This is a genomic window from Mesorhizobium sp. M0626 (genome assembly GCF_040320665.1).
In the GTDB taxonomy this organism is placed as follows: Bacteria; Pseudomonadota; Alphaproteobacteria; order Rhizobiales; family Rhizobiaceae; genus Mesorhizobium.
The window spans coordinates 65,677-84,876 of sequence record NZ_JAMYQD010000013.1; the positions used below are offsets into that span (position 1 = coordinate 65,677).

At 63.2% G+C, this 19,200-nt stretch carries 16 protein-coding genes; 6 read left to right on the forward strand and 10 right to left on the reverse strand.

Annotated elements, in window-relative coordinates; translation table 11 throughout:
• Nucleotides 1-6: 6 nt before the first annotated feature.
• Nucleotides 7-1,284 (reverse strand): 5-aminolevulinate synthase, encoded by a 1,278-nt coding sequence (gene hemA, locus NKI37_RS17895; protein ID WP_023711399.1) that lies wholly within the window; start codon nt 1,282-1,284, stop codon nt 7-9.
• Nucleotides 1,285-1,563: 279 nt separating this feature from the next.
• Between hemA and galE the strand changes: the two genes are divergently transcribed.
• Nucleotides 1,564-2,559: a UDP-glucose 4-epimerase GalE gene (gene galE / locus NKI37_RS17900; protein ID WP_023669652.1), complete on the forward strand. Its 996-nt coding sequence runs from the start codon at nt 1,564-1,566 to the stop codon at nt 2,557-2,559.
• 97 nt (nt 2,560-2,656) lie between these two features.
• Nucleotides 2,657-3,907, forward strand: a complete 1,251-nt coding sequence (locus tag NKI37_RS17905; RefSeq protein WP_023669653.1) for a D-amino acid dehydrogenase — start codon at nt 2,657-2,659, stop codon at nt 3,905-3,907.
• Nucleotides 3,908-3,914: 7 nt separating this feature from the next.
• On the opposite strand, the gene NKI37_RS17910 is transcribed toward NKI37_RS17905, so the two are convergent.
• Nucleotides 3,915-4,124, reverse strand: a complete 210-nt coding sequence (locus tag NKI37_RS17910) for a hypothetical protein (protein ID WP_023745309.1) — start codon at nt 4,122-4,124, stop codon at nt 3,915-3,917.
• A 146-nt stretch (nt 4,125-4,270) separates the two neighbouring features.
• On the opposite strand from NKI37_RS17910, the gene NKI37_RS17915 reads away from it, so the two are divergent.
• Entirely contained in the window at nt 4,271-6,097 is a 1,827-nt protein-coding gene (locus NKI37_RS17915) for an alanine racemase (protein WP_352789789.1), read from the forward strand.
• On the opposite strand, the gene NKI37_RS17920 is transcribed toward NKI37_RS17915, so the two are convergent.
• The 7 genes from NKI37_RS17920 to NKI37_RS17950 all read right to left on the reverse strand — a co-directional run bounded on the left by NKI37_RS17920 (nt 6,098) and on the right by NKI37_RS17950 (nt 13,227).
• Nucleotides 6,098-7,474, reverse strand: coding sequence for an FGGY-family carbohydrate kinase (locus tag NKI37_RS17920; protein ID WP_023740724.1), 1,377 nt, complete (start codon nt 7,472-7,474; stop codon nt 6,098-6,100).
• Nucleotides 7,471-7,788, reverse strand: coding sequence for an L-rhamnose mutarotase (gene rhaM, locus NKI37_RS17925; protein ID WP_352789792.1), 318 nt, complete (start codon nt 7,786-7,788; stop codon nt 7,471-7,473). Before rhaM ends, NKI37_RS17920 begins: the two co-directional genes overlap by 4 nt.
• A complete protein-coding gene (locus tag NKI37_RS17930; RefSeq protein ID WP_023681926.1) occupies nt 7,788-8,783 on the reverse strand; it encodes an ABC transporter permease in 996 nt (331 codons plus the stop codon). The genes rhaM and NKI37_RS17930 overlap by 1 nt, the downstream gene beginning before the upstream one ends.
• Nucleotides 8,780-9,757 carry an ABC transporter permease gene (locus NKI37_RS17935; RefSeq protein WP_023681925.1) on the reverse strand — a complete coding sequence of 326 codons (978 nt, stop codon included), beginning with the start codon at nt 9,755-9,757 and terminating at the stop codon, nt 8,780-8,782. The genes NKI37_RS17930 and NKI37_RS17935 overlap by 4 nt, the downstream gene beginning before the upstream one ends.
• A complete protein-coding gene (locus NKI37_RS17940; RefSeq protein ID WP_023711392.1) occupies nt 9,754-11,295 on the reverse strand; it encodes a sugar ABC transporter ATP-binding protein in 1,542 nt (513 codons plus the stop codon). The genes NKI37_RS17935 and NKI37_RS17940 overlap by 4 nt, the downstream gene beginning before the upstream one ends.
• An 84-nt stretch (nt 11,296-11,379) precedes the next feature.
• The gene (rhaS, locus tag NKI37_RS17945) at nt 11,380-12,375 is read right to left on the reverse strand and encodes a rhamnose ABC transporter substrate-binding protein (protein ID WP_023669661.1); all 996 of its coding nucleotides are present in this window, start codon (nt 12,373-12,375) and stop codon (nt 11,380-11,382) included.
• A 48-nt stretch (nt 12,376-12,423) separates the two neighbouring features.
• Nucleotides 12,424-13,227 (reverse strand): DeoR/GlpR family DNA-binding transcription regulator, encoded by an 804-nt coding sequence (locus NKI37_RS17950; protein WP_027049380.1) that lies wholly within the window; start codon nt 13,225-13,227, stop codon nt 12,424-12,426.
• A gap of 183 nt (nt 13,228-13,410) precedes the next feature.
• Between NKI37_RS17950 and NKI37_RS17955 the strand changes: the two genes are divergently transcribed.
• From NKI37_RS17955 to ggt, 3 genes are all read left to right on the forward strand, one after another.
• Nucleotides 13,411-15,513 carry a bifunctional rhamnulose-1-phosphate aldolase/short-chain dehydrogenase gene (locus tag NKI37_RS17955; protein ID WP_023696671.1) on the forward strand — a complete coding sequence of 701 codons (2,103 nt, stop codon included), beginning with the start codon at nt 13,411-13,413 and terminating at the stop codon, nt 15,511-15,513.
• 107 nt (nt 15,514-15,620) lie between these two features.
• Nucleotides 15,621-16,913 (forward strand): L-rhamnose catabolism isomerase, encoded by a 1,293-nt coding sequence (gene rhaI / locus NKI37_RS17960; RefSeq protein ID WP_027049381.1) that lies wholly within the window; start codon nt 15,621-15,623, stop codon nt 16,911-16,913.
• A 138-nt stretch (nt 16,914-17,051) separates the two neighbouring features.
• The gene (ggt, locus tag NKI37_RS17965; protein WP_023669665.1) at nt 17,052-18,791 is read left to right on the forward strand and encodes a gamma-glutamyltransferase; all 1,740 of its coding nucleotides are present in this window, start codon (nt 17,052-17,054) and stop codon (nt 18,789-18,791) included.
• Between the two features lie 17 nt (nt 18,792-18,808).
• On the opposite strand, the gene NKI37_RS17970 is transcribed toward ggt, so the two are convergent.
• Complete coding sequence (locus tag NKI37_RS17970; protein WP_032885862.1) at nt 18,809-19,156, reverse strand: hypothetical protein; 348 nt, start codon at nt 19,154-19,156, stop codon at nt 18,809-18,811.
• Between the last annotated feature and the right edge of the window lie 44 nt (nt 19,157-19,200).

Here is a 19,200-nt window from a genome sequence, read left to right on the forward strand (position 1 = left end):
GCGGCTTCAGCCGCCCGACTTCGGCACCAGCAGCGGCACAATCCGGTCGCTCTTGGCGACAGTGGGCCGCCCTGCGGAGCCATAGGGAATGCCCAGCGCATCCCATGTCTCGACCAGCGCGTCCTGCAGTCCCGCAATCAGCGCATCGGTATGGAACGGCGTCGGCGTGATGCGCAGCCGCTCGGTGCCGCGCGGCACGGTCGGATAGTTGATCGGCTGGATGTAGATGCCGTGCACGCCGAGCAGACGGTCGCTGGCCATCTTGCAGAGTTCGGGGTCACCGACCAGCACCGGCACGATATGGGTCGGCGATTCCATCACCGGCAGGCCAGCTGCAGACAGAACCTCCTTGGTCCGCGACGCCTGGCGCTGTTGCGCATCGCGCTCGGCCTGCGAGCGCTTGAGGTGGCGGATGGACGTGGTGGCGGCGGCGGCGATGGCCGGCGGCAGCGCCGTGGTGAAGATGAAGCCCGGCGCATAGGAGCGCACCGCGTCGATGACTGCGCTGTTGCCGGCGATATAGCCGCCCAGCGTGCCGAACGCCTTGGCCAGCGTGCCTTCGATGATGTCGATGCGGTCGGCCAGCCCCTCGCGCTCGGTGATGCCGCCGCCGCGCGGTCCGTACATGCCGACGGCATGGACCTCGTCAATATAGGTCATGGCGTTGTAGCGTTCGGCCAGTTCGACGATCTGCTTGATCGGCGCGATGTCGCCATCCATCGAATAGACGCTCTCGAACACGATCAGCTTGGCGCGTTCGCGGCCCGCCACCTGCAACAGGCTTTCGAGATGCGCGACGTCGTTGTGGCGGAAAATCTTCTTTTCGGCGCCCGAGCGCCGTACGCCCTCGATCATCGAGGCATGGTTCAACTCGTCTGAAATGATCAGGCAGTTGGGCAAAAGCCGCGCAATGGTCGAAATCGAGGCCTCGTTGGAGACGAAGCCGGAGGTGAAGACGAGCGCGGCTTCCTTGTCGTGCAGGTCGGCCAGTTCCAGCTCGAGCTCGACCAACGGGTTCGAGGTGCCGGAAATGTTGCGGGTGCCGCCGGCGCCCGAACCCATCTTGCCGGCCGCGTTCTGGAAAGCGGCGATGACATCGGGGTTCTGGCCCATGCCGAGATAGTCGTTGGAGCACCAGACGGTGATTTCCTCGGCGCGGCCGTTGGAACGCCAGATAGCGCGCGGAAACTTGCCGACAATGCGCTCGAGATCGGCGAAAACCCGGTAGCGCCGCTCGGCGTGGAGCTGATCGATCGCTTCCTCGAAGAACCGCTGATAGTTCATGTCGCCTTCCCAGTTTTGCGCGGGATCATAATCGTTGGCCCATTCGTCGTCCACCGGGCCGTTTTGGTCAAAATGCCACGCCCCAAGCCTGTTCCTAACGATGCCGGATCGTGGCCTATTCCCTTGATGTGGATCAATTTTGTTTCCGTACGATGCCACAGGCCGGTGAGACTGTTACGGATTTAACATTCAGGCGTTTCTAATGGCCTTGCCGCAGGCTTTCCAGTAAGGCGGTGATTGAGACGGTTTCCGATAAATCATGAGTAAAAGAGGACACGGATGACGGTTTTGGTAACGGGCGGCGCCGGTTATATCGGCAGCCACATGGTCTGGGAACTGCTGGATGCCGGCGAGAGCGTCGTCGTTCTCGACCGCCTTTCCACGGGCTTCGAATGGGCGGTGGCGCCGGAGGCCAAGCTGGTCGTCGGCGATGTCGCCGATAGGGAATTGGTCGGCCAGATCATCCGGGATAACAAGGTCGACGCGATCATCCACTTCGCCGGTTCCATCGTGGTGCCGGAATCGGTTGCCGATCCGCTCGCCTATTACGAGAACAACACCTCCAAGACCCGCACGCTGATCGAAACCGCCGTGCGCGAGGGCGTGCCGCATTTCATCTTCTCCTCGACCGCCGCCGTCTATGGCGGCGCCGGCCTGGAGCCGGTGCGTGAGGATGCCCGCCTGGCGCCGGAATCGCCCTACGGCCTGTCCAAGCTGATGAGCGAATGGATGCTGCGCGATGCAGCGCTTGCGCATCCCTTGCGCTACACGGCGCTGCGCTACTTCAACGTCGCCGGCGCCGATCCCAGGGGCCGGACGGGGCAGTCGACGCCTGGCGCCACGCATCTGATCAAGGTCGCCTGCGAGACCGCGCTCGGCAAACGCCCCTTCATGCAGGTGTTCGGCACCGATTATCCGACGCCGGACGGCACCTGCATGCGCGATTATATCCATGTCAGCGACCTGGCTGCGGCGCACCGGCTGGCGCTGCAGCGCCTGCGCGCCGGCGGCGGCAGCCTCGTCGCCAATTGCGGCTACAGCCACGGCTATTCGGTGCTCGAGGTCATCGACAGCGTGCGGCGCGCCTTCGGCCGGGATTTCGAGGTCAAGATGGGCGACCGGCGCCCCGGCGACGCCGCCGCCGTGGTTGCCAATTCGGACCTTGCACGCGCCGAACTCGGCTGGACCCCGCAACGCGACGACCTCGACCAGATCGTCGCCGATGCACTCGCCTGGGAGCGTATCCTCACCGGCAAGAACTCCGCGCGGGGCTGAGCCGGGCACTTCCGAGGGCTCGCAAGGCGCGCGGCGAAGCGCTATTGAAGCAATGGCGGTGCGGCGTGGAGGCGCTGTGCCGCGAAGAGGGGGTGGCATGAAGATAACGGTGCTTGGAGCCGGCGTTGTCGGTACCGCGGCCGCCTATTATCTGGCCGCCGACGGCCATGAGGTCACCGTGATCGAGCGCCATCCGGCGCCGGCGCGCGGCACCAGCCAGTCCAATGCCGGTCTGGTGTCGCCGGGCGACGCCACCGCCTGGGCGTCGCCGGCGGCGCTGAAGACCTTCCTGCGCGCTCTCTGGAACCATGATCTCGGCATCAAGGTCAGGCTGCGCTTCGATCCCTATTTCCTCGCCTGGAGCCTGCGTTTCCTGCGCCAGTGCACCGTGGCCCGGCTGCGCGCCAACAGCCAGGTCAAACTGCGCCTGGCGCTCTATTCGCGCGACTGCATCAACGCGCTCTCCGACGCCACCGGCATCCACTATGACGAGCGCAAGAAGGGCATTCTTTATTTCTTCCGCTCGCAGCACAGTCTCGACACCGGCACCGACAACTACCAGTTTCTGGCAAAGCATGGCCTGCCGATCGAGATCGTCGGCCGCGACCGGCTGGTCGAACTTGAGCCCGGGCTCGCCGGAGTGAAGGAAAAGATCGCCGGCGGCGTTTATTCGCCAATCGACCAGACCGGCGATTCCAGGATATTCGTCGATGGGCTGGCCGCCTATGCCGCCGAAAAGCTCGGCGTCAGATTCCTGTTCGACACCACGGTCGAGGGGCTCGACATAGAGGGCGACTGGGTGCGTGCGGTCATGACGTCGGCCGGCCCGGTGACGGGCGACGCCGTCGTCATCGCCATGGGCCCCGAGAGCGGCCTGATCGGCCGCCGCTACGGTATCGACCTGCCCGTCTATCCGGTTAAAGGCTATAGCGCGACCATCCCGCTGGAGGACGAGAGCAAGGGACCGACCATGGGCGGCGCCGACGAGGACCGGCTGGTTGGTTACTCCAGGCTCGGAAACCGCCTGCGCATGTCCTCGACAGCCGAGTTCACCGGCTTCGACCGCAGCTTCAAGCCCAGCGACTTCAAGTCTATGCTGAGCACCGGCAAAGACCTTTTCCCTGGCGCTTTCGACGAGAAGAAGGCGCTGTTGTGGGCAGGTCTGCGGCCGATGATGCCCAACTCGGTGCCGGTCATCGGCAAGGCGAAATACAAGAACCTTTACCTCGACACCGGCCACGGCCATGTCGGCTGGACCATGGCCTGCGGCTCGGGCAAGTTCCTGGCCGACCTCGTCGCCGGCCGCAAGCCGGAGATCGACCCGCAAGGGCTGGTCTACGGGAACTGAGGGAGCTCTAGTCGTCGTGTTGGCATCGAGTCCATTCGCCGTGCACCCATTCGGCAAGCCATCCGCGCTCAAGCTGGCCAATCTGTGCCAAGTTTTCCTGCCTGGCGGTCAAATGGCCGAGACCGATAACTTCGAAATCTCCACAGTCCGCGGGATGATCATGTTCGCCGCAGGTCAGTTGCCACTCACCATCGAAATGATGAACGACCAGCGTCACCGGCCTCTCCGATCGAAAGACGTGCCCACATACAATTGCTCTGGTTTCCAACATTGAGGCCGTCACTGCGCAAAGTTTGACAAATATCGTACGACGATCTGGAAGATGCATCTGGCTGACAGATTCTACAAACCCTGAGTGACGAAATGTCGGGACCGCAAGTCGCTATCGACCTTGGCCGCATCGAGCGCAACGCCCGCACCATCGTCGAGCGCTGCGCGCTGTCCGGCATCAAGGTGTTCGGAGTTACGAAGGGCACATGCGGCATGCCGCAAGTGGCGCGGGCCATGCTGCGCGGCGGTGTTGCCGGCATCGCGGAATCGCGCTTCGAAAACATCCGCCGGCTGCGCGACAGCGGCATCAATGCGCCGGTCATGCTGCTGCGCAGCCCGCCCATGGCGCGCGTAGAGGAGGTCGTGCGCACCGTCGACATCAGCCTGCAGTCGGAACTGACCACCATCCGCGAGATATCGCGCATTGCCGAGCGCATGGGCCGCGTCCACGACATCATGCTGATGATCGATCTCGGCGATCTCCGCGAAGGCATCTGGCCAAGCGACCTGATCCCCACCGTCGAGCAGATCCTGGAATTCAAGGGCGTGCGCATCGCCGGCATCGGCACCAATCTCGGCTGCTTCGGCGCCATAATGCCGACCCCGGAGAACCTTGGCCAACTCGTCGCCCATGCCTACAAAACCGAGCGCCTGTCCGGCAAAAGCCTCGACTTCATTTCCGGCGGCGCCTCGTCATCGCTGACGCTGCTGCTCGAAGGCAAGCTGCCGCCCGGCATCAACAATCTGCGCGTGGGCGAGGCGATCCTGCAAGGCGGTGTCGAAACCTTTCGCGACGTGCCGTGGCCCGAACTCGAACCCGATGCCTGCCGGCTGACCAGCGACATCATCGAGGTCAAACTCAAGCCTTCGCGGCCGATCGGCACATCCGGCTACGACGCCTTCGGCAACCAGCCGGTCTTTGCCGACGAGGGCGACCGGCTGCGCGCCATCGCCAATATAGGCCGCGAGGACGTGCTGGTGGAAGGGCTGACGCCGATCGCCAAAGGGGTGAGGGTGCTCGGCGCTTCCAGCGACCATCTGCTGCTCGATGTGCAGGATGCCGATCCGCGACCCACCGTCGGCGACCGCGTCGCCTTCCGCATGAATTATGGCGCCATGCTTCTGGCGATGACCTCGGAATATGTCGAGAAGGCGCCGATGCACGACGTCGCGGATTTCTCCGGCCGCAAGATGGTGTCGATCTCGGCCGAACCGGAAGCCGGCGGGATTATCGCCCGCGAGGGAACCGGCGCGCGGCTGGAGGCAATGAATTTCGACGTGGTCGAACTCGCCGACGTCGAGCGGCCGCCCTCGGGCCTCGTCCGTCTCGCCGCCGGCGCAGATCGCCGTATCGCCCACAAGGCGCTGACCGCAACGGCGCGGGCGACGCATTCCTTTGGCCTGATCTGGATCGATTCCCTCGCCGCCCTGATGCCCGAGGACGAGGAGGCCGAAGACATGCCTGAAGTCTCGGTGCTGGCCCGCGCGCTCGGTCTCGATCACAAGCCCGGCGCGCTGCAGCCGCAGCTGTCGCCGGAAAATATCGTCATCGTGGGCCTGCGCCATGCCGATCCGGCGGAGGCAAGGGTGCTCAAGGATTCGCGTGTCTCGGCCTTCACCATGACCGACATCGACGCCATGGGCATGCGCGACCTCATGCATGAGGCGATCCGCATCGCGACGTCGGGCACGCAGGGCTTTCACGTCAGCTATTCGCCGACGGCGACCGAATTTACCGGCTGGGCTGCGGGCTCGGGCGGGCTGACGGTGCGCGAGACGCATCAGGCAATGGAGGCGATCTCGCTGTCCGGCGGTCTGCTGTCGATGGATGTTTCCGGGCTGACCGCCGGTCTGGAGCCGCGGATCGGCGCCGACGCCGTCAACTTCGTCATGTCGGCCTTTGGGAAGCGGATTTTGTGATCAGCCTTGCGCGTCGACTGCCGCGCGCCACGCGGTGACATAGGCCGCCCAGACCGGGTCGGTCTGCGGCTCAATTCTTTCGCCCTTGCCGTGCGTCACTGGCTGATCGGATGCGAGCAGTGCCGCGCCGATGCTGGTGCCGGTGGCCGCCTCGGAGGCGATGACGATGCGCGCGGTCGCTGCCGCCAGCATGCCGACAAAGAGCCGGTTGCGAGCAAACGGTCCTTCCACGGTGGTCGGGCCGTCGGCGCCGATCAGCTCGAGGCAGGTCGCCGTCATCAGTGCCAGATAGAAGGAAATGGCGGCGAACCGCTCGCCTTTGCTGATGCCCTCGGCACCAAGCCATGCCGCGGCATGGTGCGGGAACGGACCTGATCCCTGCTGGGTAGAAGGCAAAAGCAGCATCTTTTTTGTCAGAACGGCCAGCACCTCGCTGCCGCTGCAGTCCTGCGGCTTGTCCTTGGTCAGCTGGGAAAACTCGCGGCCACCCATGAACCGCGCCGAGGGGACGGGAGCGCCAAGCGCGCTGACATTGACCAGCGTGTCGCGCGCAGCATCGAGCGCAATCTCTCTGCCGCCGACCGCCATCGATACCACCCAGGTGCCGGTCGAGACGACCGAGAAGGGCGGCTCGTCGGACAGAAGATGCGGCAATAGGGAGGCGTTGGAATCGTGCAGTCCGCAGAAAACCGGGGTCTGCGGATCGAGCCCGGTGCGCGCGGCAAGCGCCGGCAGGATCGGGCCGAGCTGGTCCCTGGCCGGCCGCACCGATGCCATCAGCCTGCGCCAATCCAGCCTGTCGACCATCGAGGAAAAGTCCGCCTCCCAAGGGCTCCACAGATCGGTGTGGCAGCCGAGCGAGGTCACCTCATTGGCGGCAACGCCGGTCAGGCGCAGCGCCCAGTATTGCGGATACATCAGCATCGCGGCGGCCCTGGCGAATTCGGTGGGAAAACGCTTCTCAAGCCAGAAGAATTGCGCACCGAGATTGAGGCCGAGCGGCAGGCGCGGCGTCCCGGTCTCAATGAAGGGCGGACGGATCGCACTATACTCTGTAGCCAGCCTGTCGGGGCCGTCGAACTCATAGTCGAGGACAGGCAGCACCAGTTCGCCCGCGGCGTCGACCAGCACGCCGGTCGCACCATGCGTGGTGATCGAAATCGCGTCGATACGCTGTTCGCGGTCGAGGCTGGCAAGGCTGTTGAGGATAAACGTCCACAGCGCCTCGACATCGTGATGCGGATAGGGCGCTTGTCGCAGCGGCGCGTTCGCCATGCGGCGCAACCCCACCTCGCTCAGCGTGACGAGATCGACCAGCGCCACCTTGGCGTTGGTCTTGCCGATGTCGATGACGGCGATGTGGCGCAGCGCACTCATGCCATATGGAACATTGTTTCCAGGGGGATGGCCACCGGTTGGTTGTCCGGCCTGGTCTCCATGATGTCGGCCATGTGCGCCCACCAGCGCTGCATCACCGGATGCCTCGGCAGGTCGGCCATGCCATGGTCGTCCCGCCGCCACAGCACGCCGAACAGGATGTTGGTGTCTTCATCGAGATGGATCGAATAATCGGCGACGCCGGCCTCTCTCAGCAGCGCCACCAGCGACGGCCAGATCTCATCGTGGCGCTTTTTGTACTCGGCTTTCATGCCGGGTTTGAGCTGCATCTTGAAGGCGTATTTCTCAGGCATCAGCTGTTACCACGCAGCTGTCGCCAGACGATCGGCAGCGCGATGACGACGATCAAGAGCAGGCCGATGAAGATCGACATGACGATGCCGGGCACGTTCAGCAGGCCGAGGCCGAAGGTCACCAGCCCCATGATAAAGGCGGCGAGCACGACGCCAACAATGCTGCCGGAGCCACCCAGAATGCTGACGCCGCCCAGCACCACCATCGTGATGACCTCAAGCTCGTAACCCTGCGCGATGGACGGTCGCGTCGAGCCGAGCCGCGAGGTGATCAGCACCGAGGCGATGCCGGCCATCAGCCCTGTCAGGCAAAACAGGATGAATTTGATGCGGCCGACGCGAACGCCGGAAAACTGTGCCGCGACCGGATTGTTGCCGATGGCAAAGACACGGCGGCCGAAGCTGGTGCGATGCAGCAGGAACCAGTAGGCGACGGCCGCGATGAGGAAGAGCACCAGTTCGAACGACACCACCCACCAGACGTAACCCTGGCCGAAGAAGGCGAAGCTCTCGGGATAGCCCTTGTAGGCCTGGTCACCGAGGATGATGAAGGCAATGCCGCGAAACAGGCTCATCGTGCCGATGGTAACGACGATGGACGGCAGGCCGAGCCTCGTCACCAACAGGCCGTTGAAGGCGCCGCAACCGAGCCCGACGACGATGCCGATAGCCACCAGCACCGGCGTGTCGGCGCCGGCCTGTACCGCCATGCCCATCATGGTCGAGGCGAGCGCGATGATGGCGGCGACCGACAGGTCGATCTCGCCCGAAATGATCAGCAGCGCCATGGCGAAGGCGATCAGGCCTTTCTCGGTGAAATTGAAGGTCAGGTCCGACAGCGAATAGGCATCGAGGAAATAGGGCGATGCGAAGCTGTTGATGGCGAAGATGGCGACCGCCACGAAGACCAGCAGCGCTTCCCAGGAAAAGATCGCTGAAGAGAGCGGCTTGTCGAGCCGGTCGGGAATGTGGCGCGGGGCGGGGGTGTCGGTCATGCCGCCTCCGCCTTCCTCAGAATGATCCGCCCCTGCTGGCGTTCGCCGCGCGCGTTGAGCACGACGGCCAGGATGATGGCGCTGCCTGAAATCGCCATCTGCCAGAAGGGCGAGATGTTGATCACCGGCAGTGCGTTGGAGATGATGCCGAGGAACAGCGCCCCTAACACCGCGCCCCCGACCGAGCCGATGCCGCCGGCAATCGAAATGCCGCCGATGACGCAGGCGGCGATGATATTGAGTTCATAGCCATTGGCGACCTCGACCGAGGCGATGACATAACGAGAAATCCAGAGATAACCGGCGAGCCCGCCGATCATGCCGGAAATGCAGAAGACGATGAATTTGGTTCGGCCGACATCGATGCCGGCATAGACCGACGCCGTCGGGTTGACGCCGATGGCATAGATCGAACGGCCAAGCGCGGTTCGCGTCATCACCACGAAGAACAGCGCGATGACCAGTATGGCGATCCAGGACAGAACCGGAATGCCCAGGAAAGCTGCGCGCTGGAAGCCGATGAAGTCCGGGCTCATCTTGTCGGCATTGACCCAGGCGCCGCCGGAGAGGACGAAGGTGGCGCCGCGATAGATGGTGAGCGTGCCCAATGTCACCACGATCGAAGGGATGTTCAGCCGCCACACCAGCAGGCCGTTGATGGCGCCGAGCACCAGTCCGACGGCCAGCGCAATGACGATCAGCAGCGGGATCGGGATCGCCGGATGTGCGGCGTTCAGCATCGCCACCACCATGCCGGTGAAGCACAGGTTGGAGGCCATCGACAGGTCGATCGAGCGGGTCAGGATGACGACCATCTGTCCCAGCGCCAGGATCATCAGGATCGAGGTGTCGTTGAACACCTGGGCGAGATTGCCGGGGTCGGCAAAGGCCGGGAAGCGCGTCGAGATCAGAGCAATCAAAACGACGATCGCCGCTGCCAGCCAGATCTCGCGGAATTTCAGGAGAGCCTTCATGCCGCGATCCCCGCTGCCGTCCGGACCAGCGTTTCGGCGTCCAGCCCCTTACTATCGTAGACCGCCGCAACCAGCCCTTCGCGCATGACGACGACGCGGTCGGACATGCCCAGAATCTCCGGCAGTTCCGACGACACCATGATCACCGACAGGCCCTGCGCGACGAGCTCCGCCATGAAGCCGTGCACGGCGGCCTTGGAGCCGATGTCGATGCCCTTGGTCGGCTCGTCCAGGATGATCACCTTGGGCGCTGTCGCCAGCCATTTGGCGATGACGATCTTCTGCTGGTTGCCGCCCGACAGCGTGCCGACATCCTGGCTCAGCGACGAGGCGCGCAGGTCTAGCCGCTCGGTGTAGGAGCGGGCGAGCGCGAATTCGTCCGACAATCGCAGCAGGCCGGATTTGGAGGTGCGCTTGAGCGAGGGAAGCGAGACGTTTTGGAAGATCGGCAGGCCGATCACCACGCCCTGCTTGCCGCGTTCCTCCGGCACGTAGACGATGCCGGCTTCGATGGAATCCGCCGCCGATTTCGGCGTGATCGTCTTGCCTTCCAGCGTGATCGTTCCACCCGATATGCGGGTGATGCCCGATATCGCCTGCATCACCTCTGACCGCCCGGCGCCGACAAGGCCGTAGAAACCGAGGATCTCGCCCTTGTGCAGTTCGAAGCCGATGTCGTTGAATTCGGTCGGGTGCGAAAGGCCAGCGACCGACAGCACCGGCGCGCCGATCTCGGCCTTGCGTTGCGGAAAGATGTGATCGACCGAGCGGCCGACCATCATGCGCACGATCTGGCTCTGGCCGGTATCCTTGATAAGGCCCTCGCCAACCATCTCGCCGTCGCGGAACACGGTGTAGCGATCGGCGATCCGATAGATCTCGTCGAACTTGTGGCTGATGAACAGGATCGCCTTGCCTTCCTCCTTGAGGAATTCGATCAGCAGGAAAAGCTCCTCGATCTCCTTCATCGAAAGGGCTGCGGTCGGCTCATCCATGATGACGATCTGCGCATCGATCGACATCGCGCGAGCAACCGCTACCAGATGCTTGTTGGCGATGCCGAGGTCTTTCAGCCGCGCATCGGCGTTGATATGGCCGGCATGCATGGTGTCGAGCACTTCGCGCGCGTGTTTTCGCATGGTGCGCCAGTCGATGGTGCCTAGCCGCGTGCGCGGCGCATGGCCGAGAAAAATGTTTTCGGCGACGCTCAGATCGTCGAACAGCACGGTTTCCTGATGAATGGCGGTGACGCCGTGGCCGAAGGCGGCATGCGCGCTGGGCAGGGTGACGGCCTGGCCGTCAATGCTGATCGTGCCGGCGTCGGGCTGGTAGATGCCGGTCATGATCTTGACCAGCGTCGACTTGCCGGCACCGTTTTCACCGATCAGCGCCGTAACCTGGCCGGGGTAAAGCGACAGGCTGACATTGTGCAGCGCGCGCACGCCGGGAAAGCTTTTGGAGACGCCGGACAGCGTCAGGCGCGGGGCAGGACCCGTGGGCTCCTCCTTCGCAATGCCGTGCTGGGCTGTCGTGTCCATATCCGTATCAAGCCCTGAAACAAGGTCCGTTTAAAGTCGCGGCGGGTTTTTGGTCCCGCCGCGCTTGGTCCGAGACGTCCGAGATCAATAGATCTTGGAGAACTTTTCGATGTTGGACTTGTCGAACTGGAAGGGCGGAGCCATCGCAGCCGAGTTGCTGTCATCGAGCGTGACCTTGCCGACGCGGCCGATCGACAGCGTTGCGCCCGGCTTTGCCTCTTCCTTCTTCACCGCCAGATCATGAGCGAGGTAGACGGCGGAGTAGCCGAGGTCGATCGGATTCCAGAGGGCAACCGCCTGGCTGGAACCGTTGTCGATGAACTTCTTGAACTCCGACGGCAGCGCCAGACCCGTGACATTGACCTTGCCGATCAGGTTCGCGTCGGTGACGACCTGGGCAGCGGCAACGACGCCGACGGTGGTCGGCGCGATGATCGCCTTGAGGTTCGGATAGGATTTCAGCAGGCCCTTGGCTTCGTCGGTGCTCTTGGCCGAATCGTCATCGCCGTAGACGGTGGCGACGAGTTTGATCTTGGGGAATTTTTCCGGCAGGATTTTCTTGGCCGCGTCGATCCAGGCGTTCTGGTTGGTCGCGGTCGACGAAGCCGACAGAATGGCGACTTCGCCGCCTTCCGGCAGATAGTCGGCGGCAAGCTTGATGATGGTCTCGCCGATCAGGCCGGTGTCGGACGGGTTGAGGTGCAGCTGGCGGCCTTCCTTGGCGACGCCCGAATCCCACGAGATGACGGTGATGCCGCGCTCCATCGCCTTCTTCAGCACCGGCACCAGCGCGTCGGCGTCATTGGCCGAAATCGCAATGGCGTTGACCTTCTGCGCGATCAGCGAATTGACCACTTCGATCTGCGCTTCGGCGGTCGCCTTGGTCGGGCCGGTGTAGATGATGTCGACATCGCCGAGTTCCTTGGCCGCCTCTTCGGCACCCTTGTTGGCGGCGTCGAAGAAGCCGTTGCCGAGCGACTTCACCACCAGCGCGATCTTGACGTTCTCGGCATAGGCGGCATTCACGAACATGGCGGCCGAGAACGCGGCCGTCACCATCAATTTCTTCAGAAAGCTCATCGTATTTCCTCCCTTGAGCGTTGCATTCCATCGTCGCTGCGGTTGGCCTCAGGCCTGCAGCGAGGATTCTTCCTTTGCCGACTTGCGGGCGACGATCAGCGTCACACCCGCGGCCTCCAGCATGTTGGCTTCGCGATCCTCGATGCCGTCATCGGTGATGACGGTGGCGATGCGCTTGAGCCCGCACAGGATCAGGCTCGAGCGCTGGCGGAATTTCGATGAGTCGACCAGCACCACCAGTTCGTCGGCCTGGTCGATCAGTTTCTGCTCCGCCTGGATCAGCAGCGGGTCGCCTTCCATCAGGCCAAGCGGCCCGAGCCCTTGAGCGCCCATGAACATGCGGCGCGCGTAGAAACTACGCGTCACGTCATTGTCGAAGGGCGAGAGGATGATGTTCTGCTCGCGGTAGATGGTGCCGCCCGACAGCATGACGGTGTTCTTCGAATGCTTGAGCAGGTGCTCGGCGATGGGGAACGAATTGGTGAAGATCGGCATGCGGCGTCCGGTCAGGAAATGCACCATCTGGAAGGTGGTGGTGCCGCCATTGATGATGATCGGTTCGCCGTCCTTGCACAGCTCCACCGCTTCGCGCGCAATCGCGCGCTTCTGCGAAGCGTTAAGCGTTTCGTTGACGGAAAAGGGCCGGCCGGCGAGGCCGATGAACTGCGGTGGCGAGATCGCCTCGGCGCCGCCACGCACGCGACGCAGGCGCTTTTGCACATGAAGAGCCGCGATATCGCGCCGGATCGTCGCCTCGGAGGAGTCCGTCAGGTCGACCATCTCCTGCACCGTCACCACAGGCTTTTCCTGGACGGCGGACAGAATGATCCTGTGGCGCTCTTTTTCGTGCATGGTTCCTCCCTGCATGGTCATGAGGCACTAGAAAACCACCAGTGTCAATCATTTCCGCTCATATAATTTCATTGTGCAGTGCAATATGATCGATCTTGATCGTTTATGATTGACAACCGAGATGCTTGCGTAGACATTTCCGGCAAAATGGACCGCGCCTTTTGCGTCCCAGGGAGGATAATCATGCTCGACAAGCGCTCCGGCTCGCGCCTTGCCAACCTTTGGGACGATGCTAAAGCCAAGGGGCTGAGCGAGCCTGAGCTTCTGGTCTATCGCTCCAACACGCTCGGCTCCGACAAGCGTGTCACCAATTATGGCGGCGGCAACACCTCGTCCAAGATCCGGCAGAAGGACCCGCTCTCCGGCGCCGAAGTCGAAGTGCTATGGGTCAAGGGCTCGGGCGGCGACAGCGCCTCGATCAAGCTGGACGGTTTCGCCACGCTTTACATGGACAAACTGCAGGCGCTGAAAGGCCTTTATCGCGGCGTCGCGCATGAGGACGAGATGGTGGGCTATCTTCCCCACTGCACCTTCAATCTCAACCCGCGCGCGGCCTCGATCGACACGCCGCTGCACGCCTATGTGCCGAAGCCGTTCGTCGATCACATGCATCCCGATGCCATTATCGCGATTGCCGCGGCCAAGGATTCCAAGGCGTTGACCAAGGAGATATTCGGTGACGCCATCGGCTGGCTGCCGTGGAAGCGGCCGGGCTTCGAACTTGGCCTCTGGCTGGAGAAATTCTGCGTCGAACACCCCGAGGCCAAGGGCGTCATCCTCGAAAGCCACGGCTTGTTCACCTGGGGCGACACACCCAAGGAGTGCTATGAGACGACGATCTCGGTCATCAACCAGGCGATCGAATGGTTCGAGCGCCGCTCCGAGGGTCTCGCCATCTTCGGCGGCGAAGTCGTCAAATCGCTAGACGCCGCTGAGCGCCGCGCCATCGCGGCGAGACTGATGCCGAGGATCCGCGGCCTGATTTCGGAGAAGAGCCACAAGCTCGGCCATTTCGACGATTCCGCCGCTGTGCTCGAATTCGTCAACTCCAGGGATTTGCGCCCGCTGGCGGCACTCGGTACCTCATGCCCGGATCATTTCCTGCGCACAAAAATCCGCCCGCTGGTTATCGAGTTCGACCCAGCGAAGCCCGACGTCGAAGCCGTGATTGCGCGCCTCGCCGACGATATTGCTGAGTACCGTGTCGGCTACCAGGCCTATTACGACAGCTGCAAGCATCCGGACTCGCCCCCGATCCGTGACCCCAACGCCGTGGTCTACCTGATGCCCGGCGTCGGCATGTTCACCTTCGCCGGCGACAAGGCCACCGCCCGCATCTCTGGCGAATTCTACGTCAACGCCATCAATGTCATGCGCGGGGCCTCGACCGTTTCGTCCTATGTCGGCCTGCCGGCGCAGGAGGCCTTCGACATCGAATACTGGCTGCTCGAGGATTTGAAGCTGCAGCGCATGCCGAAGCCGAAGTCGCTCGCCGGCCAAATCGCGCTGGTCACCGGCGGCGCCGGCGGCATCGGCCGCGCCACCGCCAATCGCCTGCTGCGCGAAGGCGCCTGCGTCGTGCTGGCCGATATCGACGAGACCGCACTTGCCAACGCCAACGACGAACTGGCGAAAGCCTATGGCAAGGACTTCGTCCGGCCGGTGCTGATCAACGTCACCGCGGAGGAGCAGGTGATTTCCGGCTTCGCCCAGACAGCCGTCGAGTTCGGCGGCATTGATATTCTCGTCTCCAACGCAGGCCTCGCCTCCTCGGCGCCGATCGAGGAGACGACGCTGGCGCTGTGGAACAAGAACATGGACATATTGTCGACCGGCTATTTCCTGGTCTCGCGCGAAGCCTTCCGGCTGTTCCGGGCCCAGAAGATCGGCGGCAATGTCGTCTTCGTCGCCTCCAAGAACGGTCTTGCCGCGTCACCCAATGCCGCCGCCTATTGCACCGCCAAGGCGGCCGAAATCCATCTCGCCCGCTGCCTGGCGCTGGAAGGCGCGGAAGCCCAGATCCGGGTCAACGTCGTCAATCCGGACGCCGTGCTGCGCGGTTCGAAGATCTGGACCGGCGAGTGGAAGGAACAGCGCGCCGCCGCCTACAAGATGTCGACCGACGATCTGGAAGAACACTACCGCTCGCGCTCGATGCTGAAGCGCTCGGTGTTTCCCGAAGACATCGCCGAAGCGATCTATTTCCTGGCGTCCGACATGTCGGCCAAATCCACCGGCAACATCATCAACGTCGACGCCGGCAACGCGCAGAGCTTTACGCGCTGAGTTAAGGGCGGAGCGCTTCTCTTCTCCCCGTCACTATACGGGGAGAAGGTGGCCCGAAGGGCCGGATGAAGGGCAGCGCTGACTGAACGCATTGGGAGGAATAGCACTTGTCCGAAACCATCATCGCCGCCGATCTCGTCTCCAGCCACAACGCCCAGCGCAAACCCGACCTCGAGCGCGACTACGCGTCGCTCGGCGAACGCCTCGACCGCCGCGGCATCGCCATCGATGCCATCCGCGACAAGGTCGAGAAATTCGCCGTCGCCATTCCGTCCTGGGGCGTCGGCACAGGCGGCACGCGGTTTGCCCGCTTTCCCGGCGCCGGCGAGCCGCGCGACATTTTCGACAAGATCGAGGACTGCGCCGTCATCAGCCAACTGACACAGGCGACGCCGACCGTCTCGCTGCATGTACCGTGGGACAAGGCCGATCCGAACCGGCTGAAGCAGGCGGCCTCGCGCTTCGGCCTCGGCTTCGACGCCATGAATTCCAACACCTTCTCGGATGCCAGGGACCAAAAACTGTCCTACAAGTTCGGGTCGCTGTCGCATGCCGATGCCGGCACGCGCCGCCAGGCGGTCGAGCACAATCTGGAATGCATCGAGATCGGCAAGACGCTGGGGTCCAGGGCGCTAACAGTGTGGATCGGCGACGGCTCGAATTTCCCCGGCCAGGTCAATTTCGCCAAAGCCTTCGAGCGCTATCTCGACGCGATGAAGGAGATCTATGCCGGACTGCCCGCCGACTGGAAACTGTTCACCGAACACAAAATGTACGAGCCGGCTTTCTACTCCACGGTCGTGCAGGACTGGGGCACCAACTACCTCATATCCAAGGAGCTGGGCGACAAGGCCTACTGCCTGGTCGACCTCGGCCACCATGCGCCCAACGTCAACATCGAGATGATCGTGTCGCGGCTGATCCAGTTCAAGAAACTCGGCGGCTTCCACTTCAACGATTCCAAATATGGCGACGACGATCTCGATGCCGGCTCGATCGATCCCTATCGGCTGTTCCTGGTCTTCAACGAACTGGTCGATGCCGAGCTGTCCGGCGCCGAGGGTTTCGATCCCGCCCACATGCTCGACCAGAGCCACAACGTCACCGATCCGATCGAAAGCCTGATGCTGTCGGCGGTCGAGGTGCAGCGCGCCTATGCGCAGGCGCTGCTGGTCGACCGCAAGGCGCTCGAGGGTTTCCAAGACGGCAATGATGCGCTGATGGCGACGCAGACGCTGAAAGCTGCCTACCGCACCGATGTCGAGCCGATCCTTGCCATGGCGCGGCTGAACACAGGCGGCGCCATCGATCCAGTCGCCGCATATCGCGCGGCGGGCTACCGGGCGAAGGTCGCGGCGGAACGGCCGGCGGTTGTGGGCGGTTCAGGCGGGATTGTTTGAGATTGGCTAATCTCCACCACAGGGGGGAGATCAGCTTGCCTCTGCCGGCAGGCGAACATCAATATGTGTTCGCTCATATTGATGATGGACTCGGCCGCTCCATGTAGCTCTTCTAGGCACCGCACTTGGAGCACCGCCATGCCCTTGACCCGCCGGACGCTGATTGGCGTCACCCTTTCGCTCGCAATTGCGCTCGCGCCATCCGGCGCGCTCCATGCCGCCTCGCCACAACCGGCGAAGGGCGAGCACGGCATGGTCGTCACCGCCCAGCATCTGGCGTCGGAAGCCGGCGTCGAGGTGCTGAAGAAGGGCGGCAATGCCGTCGATGCGGCGGTCGCCGTCGGCTATGCGCTCGCCGTCGTCTACCCTAATGCCGGCAATATCGGCGGTGGCGGGTTCATGACCATCCGCTTCAAGGACGGCAAATCGACCTTCCTCGATTTCCGCGAGCGCGCGCCGCTGGCGGCAACCAAGACCATGTATCTCGACAAGGACGGCAATCCGGTGAAGGGCGCCAGCCTTGATGGCTACCTTGCGGTCGGCGTACCGGGTTCCGTGGCAGGGTTCGAGATGGCTCGTGAAAAATATGGCACGCTGCCACGCCAGGATTTGATGGCGCCGGCAATTGCCTATGCCAAGGATGGCTTCATCCTCGACCAGGGCGACGCTGCTTCATTCGCGAGCAATGCCGCACGGCTGGCGAAGGACCCTGCCGCCGCCGCCATCTTCCTGAAGCCGGACGGCAAACCCTATGGCGCCGGCGAGCGTCTCCTCCAGCCCGATCTTGCAGCCTCGCTCGCCGCCATCTCCGAAAAAGGCGCCGACGCCTTCTACAAAGGCGCCATCGCCGACGCCATCGTCAAGGCGAGCGGCGCCAAGGGCGGCATTCTGGCCAACTCAGACTTCGAGCAATATAAGGTACGCGAGCTGCAACCGGTGAGCTGCACCTATCGGGGCTATGAGATCACGTCCTCGCCGCCGCCAAGCTCCGGCGGCGTCATCATCTGCGAAATCCTCAACGTGCTGGAGGGCTACCCGCTGTCTTATCTCGGCGCCCGCTCGGCCGAGACCGTGCATGTCATGGTCGAGGCGATGCGCTACGCCTATGTGGACCGCAACTCGGCGCTCGGCGATCCCGATTTCGTCGACAATCCGGTCTCGAAACTGCTCGACAAGGGTTACGCCAAGGAGATCCGCGACAAGATCGACCCGTTCCGCGCCGGCGTCTCGCAGGATTTGATGCCGAAGGGCTTCGGCGAGTCGAAGGAAACGACGCACTATTCAATCATCGACGATGACGGCAATGCGGTCGCGGTCACCTATACGCTGAACGGTTCGTTCGGCGCCGGCGTGGTCGCCGACGGCACCGGCATCCTGCTCAACAACGAGATGGATGATTTCACCCAGAAGCCTGGCGTGCCCAACCTCTACGGTCTCGTGCAGGGAGAGGCCAATGCCATCCAGCCGAAGAAGACGCCGCTGTCATCGATGAGCCCGACCATCGTCGCCAAGGACGGCAAGCCGTTCATGGTTATCGGCAGCCCCGGCGGCTCGCGCATCATCACCATCACGCTGGAAGCCATCGTCAACGTCATCGACCACGGCATGAACATCCAGGAGGCGATCGACGCATCGCGCATCCACCATCAATGGCTGCCCGACACGATCTATGTCGAACCGTTCGGCCTGTCGCCCGACACTGAAAAACTGCTGGCCGGCATGGGCTACCACCTCGATCTCGCGGATTCTACCTGGGGTCAGGCGGCCGGCATTCTTGTCGGCGGCAAGAGCCTGGCGGAAATCGAGAAGGGCGGCGGCGCCCGCTACAACGGCGCCATCGACAGCCGCGCCGCATCCGGCGAGGCGATTGGCTACTGATCAAAACAAGAGATTGATCAGAGGACGAGCGTAAGCGTCGACCCGACGAGCATCAGCGCCGCGATCACGACGAACGCCGCGTAGATGCGGGGACGGTCGAGGAGCAGCGCATTGCCCGATATCCAGGCCGCGGTTGCGCCGCCAAGCGCAAACAGGAAGCCGTTCCGGTGACCAAAGGTCATGGAAGCGGCCATCAGCCCGCCAATGATCAGCGCGCCGAAGACGATGATCACGGCAACGGCGTATTTCTCGAAGTCGTTGCCGCCGCCCATGGCCGGGCCGATCGCGTTCAAATTCGTCAGATCGTCCGGATCGAACGGGTTGGTCGATCCATATTCATCTTGACCGACAGGTTCTCGCATCATTCATTCTCCGCTGACCGGCAACAAATCATCAACATCTGCCGAGC

Bases quoted from the DNA above. Each gene is read 5' to 3' on its own strand.
- hemA (WP_023711399.1), bottom strand. From the start codon at position 1,284: ATGAACTATCAGCGGTTCTTCGAGGAAGCGATCGATCAGCTCCACGCC.
- galE (WP_023669652.1), top strand. From the start codon at position 1,564: ATGACGGTTTTGGTAACGGGCGGCGCCGGTTATATCGGCAGCCACATG.
- NKI37_RS17905 (WP_023669653.1), top strand. From the start codon at position 2,657: ATGAAGATAACGGTGCTTGGAGCCGGCGTTGTCGGTACCGCGGCCGCC.
- NKI37_RS17915 (WP_352789789.1), top strand. From the start codon at position 4,271: ATGTCGGGACCGCAAGTCGCTATCGACCTTGGCCGCATCGAGCGCAAC.
- NKI37_RS17920 (WP_023740724.1), bottom strand. From the start codon at position 7,474: ATGAGTGCGCTGCGCCACATCGCCGTCATCGACATCGGCAAGACCAAC.
- rhaM (WP_352789792.1), bottom strand. From the start codon at position 7,788: ATGCCTGAGAAATACGCCTTCAAGATGCAGCTCAAACCCGGCATGAAA.
- NKI37_RS17930 (WP_023681926.1), bottom strand. From the start codon at position 8,783: ATGACCGACACCCCCGCCCCGCGCCACATTCCCGACCGGCTCGACAAG.
- NKI37_RS17935 (WP_023681925.1), bottom strand. From the start codon at position 9,757: ATGAAGGCTCTCCTGAAATTCCGCGAGATCTGGCTGGCAGCGGCGATC.
- NKI37_RS17940 (WP_023711392.1), bottom strand. From the start codon at position 11,295: ATGGACACGACAGCCCAGCACGGCATTGCGAAGGAGGAGCCCACGGGT.
- rhaS (WP_023669661.1), bottom strand. From the start codon at position 12,375: ATGAGCTTTCTGAAGAAATTGATGGTGACGGCCGCGTTCTCGGCCGCC.
- NKI37_RS17950 (WP_027049380.1), bottom strand. From the start codon at position 13,227: ATGCACGAAAAAGAGCGCCACAGGATCATTCTGTCCGCCGTCCAGGAA.
- NKI37_RS17955 (WP_023696671.1), top strand. From the start codon at position 13,411: ATGCTCGACAAGCGCTCCGGCTCGCGCCTTGCCAACCTTTGGGACGAT.
- ggt (WP_023669665.1), top strand. From the start codon at position 17,052: ATGCCCTTGACCCGCCGGACGCTGATTGGCGTCACCCTTTCGCTCGCA.
- NKI37_RS17970 (WP_032885862.1), bottom strand. From the start codon at position 19,156: ATGATGCGAGAACCTGTCGGTCAAGATGAATATGGATCGACCAACCCG.